The sequence below is a fragment of the Roseovarius sp. genome (assembly GCF_018066915.1).
Classification (GTDB): Bacteria; Pseudomonadota; Alphaproteobacteria; order Rhodobacterales; family Rhodobacteraceae; genus Roseovarius.
Window position 1 is genome coordinate 1 of record NZ_JAGPVV010000346.1, and the last position, 14,762, is coordinate 14,762.

The following is a 14,762-nucleotide window of genomic DNA, read 5'->3' on the forward strand; positions in this document are numbered from 1 at the left end:
GATTGACCCCAAACGAGACACGCCCGAGGTGATGGCAGAGTATACCGATTACCTGCACCCCCGCATGCTGGGCCTGACCGGCAGCGAAGAGCAGGTGCGCGCCGCCTCAAAGGCCTATCGCACCTTCTTTCAGGCGCATCAGCCGACCGAGGGCGAAGAGGATTTCTATCTCGTGGACCATTCCACGATGACATATCTCACGCTGCCCGAGCATGGTTTTGTCGAGTTTTTCCGCCGCGATGTGACCGCAGAGCAAATGGCTGATCGCGTTCAATGTTTTCTTGACGCACGTTAGAATAGCGCGTTTGTTTGACGCAGGTCAGGCCCCGGGCTAGAACCTGTATCAAACTTGCATAGCGGGAGGAACGGCATGACCGACGAGATACAGGATATCGGTGAGGACAGGTCGCTTCTGCTTGTGGATGACGACGAGGCGTTCTTGAAACGTCTGGCCAAGGCGATGGAAAAGCGCGGCTTTGAGGTGGAAACCGCCGGATCGGTCGCCGCCGGGCGCGCGATTGCCACGGCGCGCCCCCCCGCCTATGCGGTTTGCGATTTGCGGCTTGAGGATGGCAACGGGCTCGACGTGGTCGAGGTGATCCGCGAGAAGCGGCCCGACAGCCGGATCGTGGTGCTGACGGGCTATGGCGCGATTGCCACCGCTGTTGCAGCGGTCAAGATCGGGGCCACAGATTACCTGTCCAAGCCTGCGGATGCCACCGACATCACCAATGCCCTCTTGGCCAATGGCGCAGACCTGCCGCCGCCGCCGGAGAACCCGATGAGCGCGGACCGGGTGCGGTGGGAGCATATCCAACGTGTCTACGAGCTCTGTGACCGCAACGTGAGCGAGACCGCGCGCCGCCTCAACATGCACCGCCGCACCTTGCAGCGTATTCTGGCCAAGCGGTCGCCCAAGTAACATTGCACCGCCACAGGGCGCGATTTGCTCATTTCGCGTCAACAGATTATATTTTTAGCTAAGATTGTTTCTCAAAAGCCCGTATTAAATATTGAGGGATAATTTCGGGCCGTTCCGGGCAGGCAACAGGACGTGATTTTTGGGGGCATGGCAGTCATATCGGATGCGGTTGCGGCGCAAACGGGCGAAAATACGCGCGTTTCGCAAGCATTTCTCGCTTACTCCGGTGATCAACCGCACCGACCGGATAAAGCCGGGAGATGTGCTGCTGTTCTCGACCATGCGCGACGAGCATATTCGCCTGCCCTATTTCCTGCGCTACTATCGCGAATTGGGGATTTCGCATTTCCTGATCGTGGATAATGACAGCACCGATGGCGGCGGCGAATACCTTGCGGCGCAAGAGGATGTGTCGCTGTGGTCCACCAAGTCGAGTTACAAGCGCGCGCGGTTTGGGGTGGACTGGCTCAACTGGCTCCAAGGTAAATATGGTCATGGCCATTGGACGCTGGTGGTCGATCCCGATGAGTTCTTTATCTACCCGTTCTGCGATACGCGCCCCATTCGGGCGCTGACCGATTGGCTGGACACCTCTCAGGTGAAATCCTTTGGCGCGATGCTGCTCGATATGTATCCCAAGGGGCGCATTGATGCGGTGCCCTATCAGCCGGGACAAAACCCGATGGAGATTGCCGCCTGGTTCGATCCCGGCAATTACATCATCGAAAAGAACAAGTTTTACGGCAATCTCTGGATTCAGGGCGGGCCACGGGCGCGGGTGTTTTTCCCGGACAACCCGAAAAAGGCACCGGCGCTGAACAAGACACCGCTGGTAAAATGGGACCGGCGCTATGCCTATGAAAGCTCGACCCATATGATTCTGCCGCGTGGTCTGAACCTGACCTATGACGAATGGGGCGGGGAAAAAGCGAGCGGCATCCTGCTCCATGCCAAGTTTCTGGATACCTTTACCCTCAAGGCAGCAGAGGAACTGACCCGCCGCCAGCACTATTCCGGCAGCGTCGAATACAAGGCCTATGCAGAGTTGGTAAAAGACAATCCCGAACTTTGGTGCAAATGGTCGGAAAAATATATAAACTGGCGGCAATTAGAAATTCTCGGGTTGATGTCCAAGGGGAACTGGGCATGAGCATGGGGACGGGAACAGGGACAGAATGAGCGTCGGCATCATCATGCTGGTTCACACGGCCTTTGGTCGCGCCGAACAGGTGGCGCGCCATTGGGCGGCGTCGGGCTGTCCGCTGGTGATCCATGTCGACAAGGCGGTGCCGCGCAAGACCTACAACGCCTTTGTGCAGGCACTCTCGGATATGAGCGACGTGCGCTTTGCCCCGCGCCATCGCTGTGAATGGGGCACTTGGGGGCTGGTCGCGGCAACGCAAGGGGCTGCGGAAATCATGCTGCGCGATTTCAAGGCGGTGCGGCATGTCTATCTGGCCTCTGGCTCGTGCCTGCCGTTGCGCCCGGTGCAGGAGTTGATCGACTATCTGGGCAAGCGCCCGCATACCGATTTCATCGAGAGCGCGACCACGGCGGATGTGCCATGGACCATCGGCGGCCTGGATCAAGAGCGGTTCACGCTGCGCTTTCCGTTTTCATGGCGCAAGAATCGCTATCTCTTTGACAAATACGTGGCGCTGCAGCGGCTGGTGCGGTTCAAGCGGCGCATCCCCAACGGCATCGTGCCGCATATGGGCAGCCAGTGGTGGTGTCTGACGCGCCAGACGCTTTCGGCCATTCTGGAGGACCCGGACAGGCGGGTCTATGACCGCTATTTTTCCAAAGTGTGGATTCCCGACGAGAGCTATTTCCAGACCCTCGCGCGGCAATATTCCCGACAGATCGAGAGCCGGTCGCTGACGCTGTCTAAATTCGACTATCAGGGCAAGCCGCATATTTTCTACGATGATCACCTGCAACTCTTGCGGCGCTCCGACTGTTTCGTCGCGCGCAAGATATGGCCCTTTGCCGATCGCCTCTACGAGGCATTCCTGACCGATCAGGCCAGCGCGATGAAGCGGACAGAACCGAACCCCGGCAAGATCGACCGCATTTTCGCCAAGGCGGTGGAGCGGCGCACGCGCGGGCGCCCCGGTCTCTATATGCAGAGCCGGTTTCCGGTCGAGGGGCGCGAAAATGGGCTGACCTGTGCGCCCTATTCGGTGTTCGAGGGGTTCAGCGATCTTTTCGAGAATTTCCAGCCGTGGCTGGCGCGGATGACAGGCATGCGGGTGCATGGCCATCTCTTCGCGCCCGAACGGGCCGAGTTTTCGGATGGGCAAACGGTGATGAACGGGGCGCTGTCGGACAGTGCCGCGCTGCGCGATTATAACCCGCGTGCGTTTCTGGCCAATCTGATCTGGAACACGCGCGGCGAGCGGCAGTGTTTCCAGATGGGGCCGCGTGATGTGCTGACGGACATCGAATGGGACATTGTCCGCGACCCGAATGCGCAGGTTTCGGTGATTTCAGGGGCTTGGGCGGTGCCGCTCTTCAAATCTAATGCCAATTTCTCGGATATCCGGCGCGAGGCGGCGCTGTTGCAACGGATCGAGAGCAAGCATCTGGAGGTGCTGCGCTCGCAATGGATCAAGGCGCGGGTGCGCATCTGGACCATGGCCGAATTCATCGAGGCCCCGATGGAGCCGTTGCAGACCATCATCGACGAGATTGGCCAGCAGAATTTGCGCGGCTTGGCCGAGGTGCCGCGTATGGCGGACCTGACCGGCTTTGGCCAATTCCTTCAAAACCTCAAGAATCAGGGCATGCACCCCTATGTCATGGGGGATTTCCCGGTCGAACAGGGGATGAATGAACCCCAGAGCAATCCCCGTAAACCCTATCTTGTGCGATAAGGCCGAATGACAGGCAATTTTGATTATTTCGTGGTGTTCGCAGAGATGCGCACCGGGTCCAATTTTCTTGAAAGCAACCTCAATGCCTTTGACGGCATCGACTGTCATGGCGAGGCATTCAATCCGCATTTCATCGGCTATCCCAACAAGACTGAGCTTCTGGGGCTGACCCAAGCTGAGCGGGACGAGGTGCCAGAGCGTTTGATCGGGGCGATCAAGGGGCAATCGCAGGGGATCGGCGGGTTTCGCTATTTCCACGATCACGACCCGCGTATTCTCGATCTGATGCTGGACGATCCGCGGTGCGCCAAGATCATCCTGACGCGCAACCCGGTCGAAAGCTATGTGTCGTGGAAGATCGCGCAGGCCACGGGGCAATGGAAGCTGACCAACGTCAAGCGCCGCCGCGACAGCAAGATCACCTTTGATCCGGTCGAATTCGAGATGCATGTCGGGCGGTTGCAGGCATTTCAGGTGCTGTTGCTGAACCGGTTGCAGGCCGCGGGGCAGACGGGGTTTTACCTCGCCTATGAGGATTTGCAGAGCCTTGAGGTGATGAACGGGCTGGCGCGCTATCTGGGCTGCGATGCGCGGCTCGAGGCGCTGGATGCCTCACTCAAAAAGCAGAACCCCGAACCACTGGAAAACAAGGTCGAGAATTTCGCAGAAATGGAGCGGGCGCTTGCCGGGCTTGATCCCTTCAACCTGACGCGCACGCCCAATTTCGAGCCGCGACGCGGGGCGGCGGTGCCCGGATTTGTCAGCGCGGCGCGTGCGCCGCTCCTTTACATGCCGGTGCGCTCTGGCCCCGAGGCAGAGGTCTGTGCCTGGCTGGCTGCGCTGGATAATGTGCCGGTCGACACCTTGCCCACTAAGCTCAATCAAAAGGCGCTGCGGCAATGGATGCGGCGCAAGCCGGGGCATCGCCGCTTTACCGTGCTCAGGCATCCGGTGGCGCGGGCACATGCCGCGTTTTGCGACAAGATCCTGTTCAAAGGGCCGGGGTGCTATCGCGACATTCGCCGCACCCTGCGCAATTTCCACAAGCTGCCGATCCCCCAAGGTGAGTTGGACGAGAGCTATGATCGCGAGGCACACCGTATCGCGTTTGCCGCGTTTCTGCGGTTTCTCAAGGCCAATCTGGCCGGGCAAACGGGCATAAGGATGGATGCCCATTGGGCCACGCAGGCCGCCGTGCTGGAAGGGCTGGCTGAGTTTGCCCTGCCCGACATGGTGGTGCGCGAAGGGGAAATGGCGGGGTATCTGGCCGCCTTGGCGCGGCAGGTGGGCTATTCCAAACCGCCCGCGCCGCCCACCCCGTCCGAGACCGGACCATTTCCACTGGCCGAGATTTACGACGCCGAGATCGAGGCGCTGACGCGCGAAGCCTATTTGCGCGACTACCTGACCTTTGGTTTTGGCGATTGGGCGTGAGGCCGCCCGATTTCACGCAAGGGTGACGCAGTCAGCCTGTGCAGAAGGGGCGGAATGTGGGAGAGTTGCGTTCAACCCTCCCCTGACCGGAGCCTAAGATGCGCCTCGTCTCTTTGCTTGCCCTCTGTCTGGGCCTTGCTGCGCCGCTGAGCGCCACGCCGCTCTGCGGTGATCCTGACACGCCCTGCGAGACGCCGAATGGAAGCTATCACATCGCTCTGCCCGAGGGGCCGGGCCCCTATCCGGTGATGGTCTTTTTGCACGGGCATGGTGGGCGCGGCGGACCGATGGTCGAGGGTGCGACGGCACGGGATGCTACCGCGCGCGGCTATGCCTATATCGCGCCCAACGGCCTGATCCGTATGGGGCGCACGCGGCCAAGCTGGAATTTCCACCCGGATTTTCCGGGACAAAGGGATGAGGCGGCGTTTTTGCAAGAGGTGATGCAGGATGCCGCCACCCGGTTCGACATCGACCCCAAGCGCAGCCTTTTGGCGGGATTCTCGATCGGTGGATCGCTGGCCAGCTATGTCGCCTGCGCCACGCCCGAGGCGTTCAGCGCCTATGCGCCGGTGTCTGGCAGCTTTTGGCGACCGCATCCGGAGGGCTGCGCCGGACCTGTGCGGCTCTTGCATACGCATGGCTGGCGCGATGAGGTGGTGCCGCTCAAGGGGCGGGTGATCCGGCAGGTGATGGGGCGCGATTTCGCCCAAGGCGATGTGTTTCACGCCATGGGCCTCTGGCGCGCGGCCAATGGCTGCGACAATTACCGCGCTGACCGGTTCGAGACCACGGGTGATTTCCTGCGCCGAAGCTGGACCCGTTGCACCCCCGGTTCCGCGCTCGAATTCGCGCTGTTCGACGGGGGACACGGCGTGCCAAAAGGCTGGTCCACTCTGGCGCTCGACTGGTTCGAGACGCTGGAGGGACCGGGCCAGTAGAGCGCCGTTATTCTGCGGCGATGGGCGGGTTTTCAGGCAGGCGGAACATCATCCGGTGATTGCGCGCCAGTTGAAGGATGGGCGGGGTATCGACCATCTCGGGCGTGGCCATAAGCGACGCAAGGCCGCGCCGCTGATCAAGCCGCAATCCTGACACCATCGACAGCGGCACCGCCGCAATCAGGCTGACCGCAATCGGCAAGAGCCAGAGCGAGACCATCCCCGCCGCCATGCCGAGCGCCAGAAGCGCACCGCTGACGGTTTCCAACGCATGAAACTTGAGCACTGTGCGCGGGCTGTAATCGCCGCCCTTGCGCGCCTGTGGCGACCAAGAGGGGCGGATGCCGATCACGGTGCGCATCACGGCAACCACCTGTTGCACCATCATGATCGGAGAAAACAGGATCGACAGCAGCACCTCGACCATCAGCGAGACGGCAAAGCGCGCGCTGCCACCATAGCTGCGCAACTGGCGATCCTCCAGCCCAAGGGCCAATGCCCCCAGAAGTTTGGGCGCAAGCAGCATGCCATACATGAACAGCAGGATGAGCACGGAACTGACCCGGCTCATTTCCGGCCAGACCGGATAGAGCGGGTTTTCCATCGAGAAATAGGTGATGACACTGTCCTGCCCATTGCCCAATATCGCCCAGATCACCAATAGGCCGAACCAAGCGGGCGACAGCAGATAGCTCATCGCGCCGTGAAAGAGGTGAAACCGTGACACAGGATGCAGGCCGCGCGTCGCCAAGAGGCTGAGGTGTTGCAGGTTGCCATGGCACCAGCGCCGGTCGCGCAGCGCATAGTCGATCAGGGTTGCGGGCGGCTCTTCAAAGCTGCCGGGGATGGTGGGGATGAAGCGCACCGCCCAACCGGCGCGGCGCAAGAGGCCGGCCTCGACGAAATCATGGCTGAGGATCAGTCCGCCCTTGCCCCGCAGCGACGGCATGCGCGGCAAGCCTGCGCAATCGGCAAAGGCGCGGGTGCGGATGATGGCGTTATGACCCCAGTAATTGCCCTCGGACCCGGTCCAGCCTGCCAGCCCCTGAGACAGGAGCGTGCCGTAGACCGACGCAGAGAATTGCTGCATCCGGCCAAAGAGCGTGTCAGAGCCCACCACCAATGGCGCCGATTGAATGAGGCCTGCGGTCGGATCAAGCGACATCTCGTCAGAGAGCGCAATGACCGCCTCGGGGCTCATCAGGCTGTCGGCGTCGAGCACGAGCATCGCCTCATAGGCACCGCCCCAGTTTTCCAGCCATTGCGCGATATTGCCAACCTTGCGTTCGGTGTTTTGCACCCGCCTGCGATACCAGACGGGGGCATCGGGCGGCATGGTGGCGCGCAGCGTGGCATAGGCGCGCTGTTCGGCCATGGCGATTTCGGTATCCTGCGTGTCCGACAGGATGAAAAGCTCGAACCGATGCGCGCTGCGCGCGACTCGCAGGGCGCTCATCATGGCACTGGCATTGCCAAAGACTTCGGCCGTGTCCTCGTTATAGATCGGCACAAGCAGCGCCACGCGCAGCGGCGCGGGCGTGGCCCCTGCGCGGGCGCGCTTCTGTTTCAGATGAACGGCAAGGCCGAGCGTGGCGGTGCCCATCGCCAGAGCGATCCAAAAGAAGGTGGCGACCACGAAGGCCAGCAGCACCCATTCCAACCACCAGATGCCGTTGGTGGACAGCCAATCGCCAAAGGCCCAGGCCAGAACCCCCGTCGTGACAACGGCAGGCAGAAAGGCCGCCAAGCGACGCCACTGGAACACGGGCGCGGGTTGCCAGACCGGCGCATTGGGATCGTGGTAGGCATGGCGCAGGCTCTGGATCGGATGGGCCAGAGGCGACAGGGCGGGCATCAGGCCCGTGCCGGGGAAATGTGTCAGACGGTCCATCGGTAAAGCCATACTTCGGACACGACCTGTCCTTGATGATAAAGCTGCGCGCGCATTTCGGCTGCCGTCACATCGGCAGGATCGAAGGAGAACACGATCCGGGGGCCGTCAGTTTCCGGATTGCGCTGGATTTGCGGCACAGATGTTTCGAAGGTGCTGGCCTGCACAAAGGCCTCAAGCTCTTCGTAATCCTCGGGCAGGGCGGCATGCGGAGCAAAGTCGATGACCACGACCTTGTGGTCATTCTGAGCAAAGCCCTTGCCAAGCCGGGTATTGAGAACTTGGGTCACTGGTTTGGCCGACTCGATCTGGTCGGTCCAGGTCATGCGGTAAGAAAACGCATGCTCCGAGCCTTCAGCCAGCGGCGTCTGGGGTTTCCAGTAGACGACGATATTGTCGTAGATTTCCTTGTCCGTGGGAATCTCGACCAATGTAATCGCGCCCTGACCCCAATCTTCGCCCGGCGCAATCCAGAGACTTGGGCGGTCCTGATAATGCGCTTCAAGATCCTCGAAGTTGGAAAAGGCCCGCTCGCGCTGTGCCAGACCAAAGCCCTTGGGGTTTTCATCCCCAAAGCTGGATATCTGGATAAAGGTCGGGTTGGCCAGAGGCCGCCAGATCAACTCGCCATTGCCATTGAGGATGCTGAGGCCATCGCTGTCATGCACGGCGGGGCGGAAATCGTCAAAGCGGCCACGGTTCGTCTCGTCGAAGAAAAACATCGAGGTGAGCGGCGCGATGCCGACATTCACAAGCTCTGTGCGCGGCCAGAGGGTGCAGCGCACATCGACCTCGGTGGTGGTGCCACTGGGGCGCAAGGTGAAGTGGTAGATGCCGGTGACAGAGGGACTCTCGAGCAGGGCATGAACCTTGTGTTCTGTCACACCCGGCGCTGGCTTCTCGATCCAGAAACGGGTGAAATCCGGAAACTCCTCGCCATCCGGCGAGGCGGTGTTGAGCGCAAGACCGCGCGCCGAGAGGCCATAGGCCAGATCACGGGCGATGACTCGGAAATAGCTGGCCCCTTGGAACACGGCGTATTCCTGAAAGAAGCCCGGCTTTGCAATCTCTGCCCGCAGGCGGATACCGGAATAGCCCAAGGCATCATCCACCGGCAGCTCTGGCACGATTTCATGCAGGTCGTAGAGCGAAAAGTCGAACGGCATTCTGCGCGCAATGCCATTCTCGACCATGTTGACCTCGACCGCGTGCGGGAAATAGAGACCCGGCGGGAACATGTCGAATTCGAGCGTGGTGTCGGTCCCGGCCCAGATCGCCTTGTCGGTATTGTAGCGAATACCGCGATACTGATCATAGGTCAGGTCCCGCCATGCGTCGGGCACGAACGGGCGCTCGGCATAGGGATTGGCCGCGATCTGGCGGGCCAGCTCGTGCAGCGCAGCTTCGGAAAAGGCCACGCCTTCTTCTGCCCGAGCCATGCCAGGCCAGAGCGCGAGCGCCGCGATGGATTTCAGAACATCTCGGCGGATCATTTCGCGACCCGCCATGGATGAGATTTAAACCAGCCCGCGATGTAAGCCACCGCGATCAACGCCCCGAATCCAATGAAATTCGCGAGCGTAATGTTCCAGGTATTGCGTCCGATCTGGTCCATGACAAAGCCCGAAAAGCGAGCAAACACCATGGAGAAGACGAAGACCGCCAGCGATTGCTGCCCGACCTTCAGAATCATTTTGAGCAGAACTCCCCAAACATATGAGATGATGCCGTTGCCAGTGGCGCGGAGGCGCATACCACCTTCTCCGGCCGCTGCCCAGCACAGATATGCAAGTGCAAGAAAATGTACATAGCGCAGGATGCCGAAATCGGACTTGTTGAACAGCCAGTTGTTTGCACCGCGCCAGTCGCGGGCCCATTCAAAGCCGAATTCGCGCACGCCGATGTTGGAAAGTGGGATATTCGCGACAACAATCGCCGCTGCGATGCCGATCAACAGCCGGTTCACCGGCGGCTTGGGCAACCAGCCGCGCATGAAGGCAAAGCCGGTGAAAAAGATCAATTGCCAGCCGAACGGGTTAAAATACCACTCGCGGTTCGACCACGGCTCTGCCGGGAAGGCCAAATGCCATTGGCTAAGGCCAAGTGATTCGAGCAAAAACTCCTGCGCCATCAGCCACGTGAGCGCCATCGCCGCCGCCACTGCCCAGAGGCTGATGCGGCTGAGCGCCATGATGACGGGCATCATCACGAGGATGACCATATACATCGGCAGGATGTCGAAATAATTGGGCACATAGGTCAGCGTAAGAAGCCCCACCAGTTGCGGGGCGGGATTTCCAAAGAAATGCTGCAAGTTCAGCGAACTGACGTAACTCTTTTCGAAATCACCCAAGATATCAAAGATGGCAAGCATGGTCGCAATCACGAGGAACATGCCGATATGCGCCCAATAGACCTGCCAGACGCGGTAGCCCACGCGCCCCGTGCCCAGCGTCCAGCCCGCGCGGTCAAAGGTGCGGCCAAAGGCGATGGCCGAGGCCATGCCAGAGCAGAACACAAAGATTTCGGTGGCATCCGAAAAGCCCCAGCGCGCCGGAATCCAGCTTGTGAAGAAATTGCGCGGGGTATGGGCGCACAGGATGATGAACATCGCGAGACCGCGAAAGAAATCCAGACGGATGTCGCGCGTGGTGGCAACCGGCTTGGCGGCCGCAGCGGTGGCGCGACCATGCATCATGGACGGATCTGCAACACTCGTCATTACGGTGCCGACTCCTCTTCGTGAATTCCTAAGCGCCTATTCCGCCGGCAAACGGTCTGCGTCGTCCCAGTCAACGCGCGACCCCGAGATAAGTTCCAACCGGGTGCTGGCGTAGGAATCAAGACGGCCCGCGCGCTGTGCTGTGCGCTCTTGCAAGATGTGTTCCGCCTCGTCGAGGAAGCCACCGCGAATGGCGGCATCAACGGTCAGGCGTTCAAATACGTCGCGTTGGGCATGGCTTCCGCCCGCCAGTTGCATCGAGCGGCGCGCGCGACCAAGGTTGAGAAAGGCGGTCTTGTAATCCCCCTCGCCAAAGGCCTCGAGCCCGGTGGCAGCCGACAGGCCCGGCGTGGCCATCCGCGCCAGAAGCTCGCCCGCGTTGGTCTGTTTGGCGTCGCGGTGCATCCGCGCCAGCATCCGCTTCACAGCCACATCGCGACTGTCGCCGATCAGGGCCAGAAGGTAGTGCAGGTCTGCAAAGAGCAGGCAGGCATCTTCGGTGCGCCGTTCCGAGATATCGGCCAATTCTTCCCAGCGGTCGCCCACGTCATGACCCTCAAGTTCGAGCCGCATCAAGAGCGAGGTGCCGTTGGAAATGTCGCGGAAATCGTCGGTCTTGTCCCGCCGAATCTCTGTGTCGTAAAGGTCGAATACCGCCTCGATCTCACCTTGATCAAGGTGCATCAACGCCTTGTGCCACCAGACGTGATAGCGGAAATTGTTGCAATGCGCCCAAGCATGCTCTCGCCCTTCGAGCCAATTAAGCCCAGCGCGCGCATTTCCCGTCATGTCGAACACATGCGCCACCGCGTGCAGCCCCCAGGCATCATCGGGCGACAGGCTAAGACCCAGACGACCGGCGGTTTCCGCGCGAGCGTAATCGCCGGTTTCCTCAAGGGAAAAGGCGTGGCAACCAAAGAGATAGCCGCGCGCCGGGTTCTTGGCATCATAGGCGGGCAAGAGCGCCTCGACCGAGGCGCGCATACCCTTGCCGTCGCCAAGAATAAAGCGGGTGGCATGGCTGATCTTCATCGCCAACGCATCCTCGGGCCAGCGGGTCAGGATCGCCTCCATCTCGCGCACAGTCTCAGAGAGCCGCCCATCGAGCCATGCGCCAAGCGCACGGACATAGCCCGCTTCGCGCGCTGTGGGGGCGCTGCGCAGGACGGCTTCGGTGGCGGTGCGATGCGCCTCTTGCGCGGTCTCGTTCAGCTCGCGCCGACCCAGCATCAGGAAAAACAGCCCCTTGGTCGCGTGCGCCATGGCAAAATCCGGCTCTTGGCTGAGGACACGGCCCAGATATTCCGGTGTCTTCGCGGAGTGGGCGAGAAAGGCCAATACCATCTGATCCCACGCCTCGGCAGCGGTGGGGGATGATACTGTCACTTCGTACCCGAACTGATCTGAACGCATGACCCGAAATCCTTTTTGCAGCATCAACCCACAGCTAGCCCGGCATATATGACAGCGACAACACATCCGCCGCCGAATTCACCAAGTCGTTATCCCAACATTAACAAATGTGACAATCATGTAGGAGAGAACGCCCCGTAATATGCGGTAAAATAGGCGTAAATTCGCTTAGGCGGTGAACAGGAGAGAACACGACGCCTGAAAATCATTCAGCGATGGCGGTTTCGGCGACAGTTTCAAAAACGCCGTCCAATTCGGTTGCGAGCGCGCGCAGGTCGTCCCCGCCTTCGTCAAAATAAGGGGCAAAGACCGATGTCGGCGTCTTATAGCTGAGCGTGGCGGTGCCATCGGCATCCTCGGTCACATAGAGGCGTATGGGCGCCTCGATCCCAGCGGCGACACTGGCGGCCAACATGCGGCGGGCATAGTCGTTGCGGTAGAGGCCAAAGATGCGATTGCCGGGAATGGTGATCCCCTGCCCGCGCGCGCCATCCGAGGCGCTGGCCTGCGTGACAATCGCGATGGGGGCCTTTTCGACCGCCGCGCGCACCGCCTCGACCATCGCGTCAAAACCTTTGGTCGTGTCGTGAATGACCCAGCCGTCGCGCGGCTCCAGCGCCTGTGCTGCGCCAGACAGGAACAGAAAGGCGGTCAGACTTGTCAGAAATCGTTGCATGAAATGGCCCTCCGGGTGTTCCCGGAGGGGTAAGGCATCGCCTGAGTCGCGGCAAATCACGTGGCCGCGAGGCGAGGTTACAGACCTTGCTTGAGCGTTCCCAAGACCGCGTCGGTATCGGCCCCGGTGGTGGGTGGGGCAGAACGATAGCTGACCGGCGTGCGCGAAAATTTGAGCGGATTGCCGATGAGGCGCACCGTGCCCTTGGCGGTGTCCGGCGCGGGCATGGTGATCGTCATGCCGCGCGCCTGCGCCTGATCGGTTTCCAGCGCCTGACCGATGGTGTTCACCGGCCCCACCGGCACCTTGCGCGCCTCGAGCCCGTCGATGACATGCGCGGTGGTGCGGGTGGCCAGCACCCCGGCAATCATCGGCACGAGGGTGTCGCGATGCGCAAGCCGCGCGGTATTGGTGGCGTAACGTGAGTCGGTGGCCCAATCCGGCTGGCCTAGGTAATCGCAAAAGCGGGCGTATTGGCTGTCATTGCCGACGGCCACGATCACATGGCCGTCGGCGGTGGCAAAGACCTGATAGGGCACGATATTGGGATGGGCATTGCCCGCGCGGGTGGGCGAAACCCCGGAGGTGAGGTAGTTGAGCCCCTGATTGACCAGCCACGCCATCGTGGCATCGACCAGCGCGATGTCGATATGCTGGCCCTCGCCGGTGGCGTCGCGATGGCGCAGCGCCGCGAGAATTCCGGTCGCGGCATAAAGGCCGCAGACCACATCAGCCACGCCCACGCCCACTTTCATCGGCTCCCCCCCGGCCTCGCCGGTGATCGACATGACACCCCCATACCCTTGGGCCATCAGATCATAGCCCGGCTTGTCGCGGTTGGGGCCAGTCTGGCCAAATCCGGAAATCGAGCAATAGACGAGGCCGGGATAGGCGGCGCAGAGCGTTTCGTGATCGAGACCGTATTTGCGCAAGCCACCGGGTTTGAAGTTCTCGATCACCACATCGGCACGCCCGGCTAGGGCATGCAGAAGGCGCTGCATCTCGGGATCGGTCAGGTCCACCGCCACGGATTTCTTGTTGCGGTTGGAGGACATGAAATAGGCCGAAAGATCGGTGGGATTGCCCTCGACATCCAGCGCAAAGGGCGGCCCCCATTGGCGGGTATCGTCGCCCTCAAGGCTCTCGATCTTGATCACCTCGGCCCCCAGATCGCCCAAGAGCTGCGTGCAGGTCGGACCCGCCAGAATACGGCTGAGGTCGAGAATAACGAGACCATCCAACGGGCCGGGCATGGGCATCTCCTCAGATACGGTTGTCGTAAGAGCCGCGGTCAATCTCGGCGGCGATGACGGTGAAGGTGTCGGCCTCTTGTGCGGCCTGCAACGCCGCGCGCAATTCGGCGCGGTTGGTTACGCGCACGCCATTCCCGCCAAAGGCGCGCCCGATGGCGGCGAAATCGTGATGGCCGAAATCGACCGCGAGATTGACCATCTGCCGCTCGCGCTGTTTCTTTTCGATGAGCGCAAGGCTGGCATCGACAAACACGACAAAGATCACCGGCAGTTTGAGTTCAGCCACGGTCGAAAGCTCGCCCGCCACCATCAGGAACCCGGCATCACCCGAAAAGCTGACAACCGTGGCCTCGGGCGTGGCGAGCTTCGCGCCCATCGCAAGGGGCACCGCACAGCCCATGGTGCACAGGGCGGTGGATTGCAGCAGGGCGCGGGGGATATAGCTCGTCCACATTTGCGACAGCAGGATGCGATGCGCGCCGCTGTCCACGGTGGCGATGGTATCCTCGGGCAGCACGGCACGTGCCTCGGCGATGACCCCTGCCGCGCCCCACTCGTCATCGGTGGGAAAGGCGCGCGCCAGCGCCGCACGCGCCGCTGTCACCTCGCCCCCGGCCCAAGTGGCGCGAGGGGG

Annotated in this window: 13 protein-coding genes; 6 read left to right on the plus strand and 7 right to left on the minus strand. The window is 61.2% G+C overall.

The annotated features are described in order from the left end of the window. The 6 genes from KBT70_RS19145 to KBT70_RS19170 all read left to right on the plus strand — a co-directional run. Positions 1 to 295: SCO family protein (locus KBT70_RS19145; protein WP_296637893.1), on the plus strand; the 295-nt coding region annotated here is incomplete at its 5' end. Between the two features lie 75 nt (positions 296 to 370). Further along, entirely contained in the window at positions 371 to 922 is a 552-nt protein-coding gene (locus tag KBT70_RS19150) for an ActR/PrrA/RegA family redox response regulator transcription factor (protein ID WP_037270382.1), read from the plus strand. A 163-nt stretch (positions 923 to 1,085) separates the two neighbouring features. Next, positions 1,086 to 2,072: a glycosyltransferase family 2 protein gene (locus tag KBT70_RS19155; protein WP_296637894.1), complete on the plus strand. Its 987-nt coding sequence runs from the start codon at positions 1,086 to 1,088 to the stop codon at positions 2,070 to 2,072. A gap of 25 nt (positions 2,073 to 2,097) precedes the next feature. Then, positions 2,098 to 3,798, plus strand: coding sequence for a beta-1,6-N-acetylglucosaminyltransferase (locus tag KBT70_RS19160; RefSeq protein WP_296637895.1), 1,701 nt, complete (start codon positions 2,098 to 2,100; stop codon positions 3,796 to 3,798). A gap of 6 nt (positions 3,799 to 3,804) precedes the next feature. After that, positions 3,805 to 5,232, plus strand: coding sequence for a sulfotransferase family 2 domain-containing protein (locus KBT70_RS19165; RefSeq protein ID WP_296637898.1), 1,428 nt, complete (start codon positions 3,805 to 3,807; stop codon positions 5,230 to 5,232). Positions 5,233 to 5,330: 98 nt separating this feature from the next. Then, positions 5,331 to 6,173, plus strand: coding sequence for a PHB depolymerase family esterase (locus tag KBT70_RS19170; protein WP_296637900.1), 843 nt, complete (start codon positions 5,331 to 5,333; stop codon positions 6,171 to 6,173). A gap of 7 nt (positions 6,174 to 6,180) precedes the next feature. Here KBT70_RS19170 and mdoH read toward each other — a convergent pair whose 3' ends face one another. The 7 genes from mdoH to KBT70_RS19205 form a co-directional block, all read right to left on the minus strand. Beyond that, positions 6,181 to 8,064 carry a glucans biosynthesis glucosyltransferase MdoH gene (gene mdoH / locus KBT70_RS19175; protein WP_296637902.1) on the minus strand — a complete coding sequence of 628 codons (1,884 nt, stop codon included), beginning with the start codon at positions 8,062 to 8,064 and terminating at the stop codon, positions 6,181 to 6,183. After that, positions 8,052 to 9,557 carry a glucan biosynthesis protein G gene (locus KBT70_RS19180; protein ID WP_296637903.1) on the minus strand — a complete coding sequence of 502 codons (1,506 nt, stop codon included), beginning with the start codon at positions 9,555 to 9,557 and terminating at the stop codon, positions 8,052 to 8,054. The genes mdoH and KBT70_RS19180 overlap by 13 nt, the downstream gene beginning before the upstream one ends. Continuing rightward, on the minus strand, positions 9,554 to 10,786 hold the full coding sequence (locus tag KBT70_RS19185; protein WP_296637906.1) for an OpgC domain-containing protein: 1,233 nt from the start codon (positions 10,784 to 10,786) through the stop codon (positions 9,554 to 9,556). Before KBT70_RS19185 ends, KBT70_RS19180 begins: the two co-directional genes overlap by 4 nt. Positions 10,787 to 10,822: 36 nt before the next feature. After that, on the minus strand, positions 10,823 to 12,199 hold the full coding sequence (locus KBT70_RS19190; RefSeq protein ID WP_296637908.1) for a tetratricopeptide repeat protein: 1,377 nt from the start codon (positions 12,197 to 12,199) through the stop codon (positions 10,823 to 10,825). Positions 12,200 to 12,404: 205 nt separating this feature from the next. Then, on the minus strand, positions 12,405 to 12,875 hold the full coding sequence (locus tag KBT70_RS19195) for a DUF302 domain-containing protein (protein ID WP_296637911.1): 471 nt from the start codon (positions 12,873 to 12,875) through the stop codon (positions 12,405 to 12,407). A gap of 77 nt (positions 12,876 to 12,952) precedes the next feature. Next, positions 12,953 to 14,128 (minus strand): CoA transferase, encoded by a 1,176-nt coding sequence (locus KBT70_RS19200; RefSeq protein WP_296637913.1) that lies wholly within the window; start codon positions 14,126 to 14,128, stop codon positions 12,953 to 12,955. A 10-nt stretch (positions 14,129 to 14,138) separates the two neighbouring features. Further along, the coding region (locus KBT70_RS19205) for a thiamine pyrophosphate-dependent enzyme (protein ID WP_296637916.1) at positions 14,139 to 14,762 on the minus strand (624 nt) is incomplete at its 5' end.

Excerpts from the sequence above, each read along its gene's own strand:
- KBT70_RS19150 (WP_037270382.1), top strand. The coding sequence starts at position 371 with ATGACCGACGAGATACAGGATATCGGTGAGGACAGGTCGCTTCTGCTT.
- KBT70_RS19155 (WP_296637894.1), top strand. The coding sequence starts at position 1,086 with ATGCGGTTGCGGCGCAAACGGGCGAAAATACGCGCGTTTCGCAAGCAT.
- KBT70_RS19160 (WP_296637895.1), top strand. The coding sequence starts at position 2,098 with ATGAGCGTCGGCATCATCATGCTGGTTCACACGGCCTTTGGTCGCGCC.
- KBT70_RS19165 (WP_296637898.1), top strand. The coding sequence starts at position 3,805 with ATGACAGGCAATTTTGATTATTTCGTGGTGTTCGCAGAGATGCGCACC.
- KBT70_RS19170 (WP_296637900.1), top strand. The coding sequence starts at position 5,331 with ATGCGCCTCGTCTCTTTGCTTGCCCTCTGTCTGGGCCTTGCTGCGCCG.
- mdoH (WP_296637902.1), bottom strand. The coding sequence starts at position 8,064 with ATGGACCGTCTGACACATTTCCCCGGCACGGGCCTGATGCCCGCCCTG.
- KBT70_RS19180 (WP_296637903.1), bottom strand. The coding sequence starts at position 9,557 with ATGATCCGCCGAGATGTTCTGAAATCCATCGCGGCGCTCGCGCTCTGG.
- KBT70_RS19185 (WP_296637906.1), bottom strand. The coding sequence starts at position 10,786 with ATGACGAGTGTTGCAGATCCGTCCATGATGCATGGTCGCGCCACCGCT.
- KBT70_RS19190 (WP_296637908.1), bottom strand. The coding sequence starts at position 12,199 with ATGCGTTCAGATCAGTTCGGGTACGAAGTGACAGTATCATCCCCCACC.
- KBT70_RS19195 (WP_296637911.1), bottom strand. The coding sequence starts at position 12,875 with ATGCAACGATTTCTGACAAGTCTGACCGCCTTTCTGTTCCTGTCTGGC.
- KBT70_RS19200 (WP_296637913.1), bottom strand. The coding sequence starts at position 14,128 with ATGCCCGGCCCGTTGGATGGTCTCGTTATTCTCGACCTCAGCCGTATT.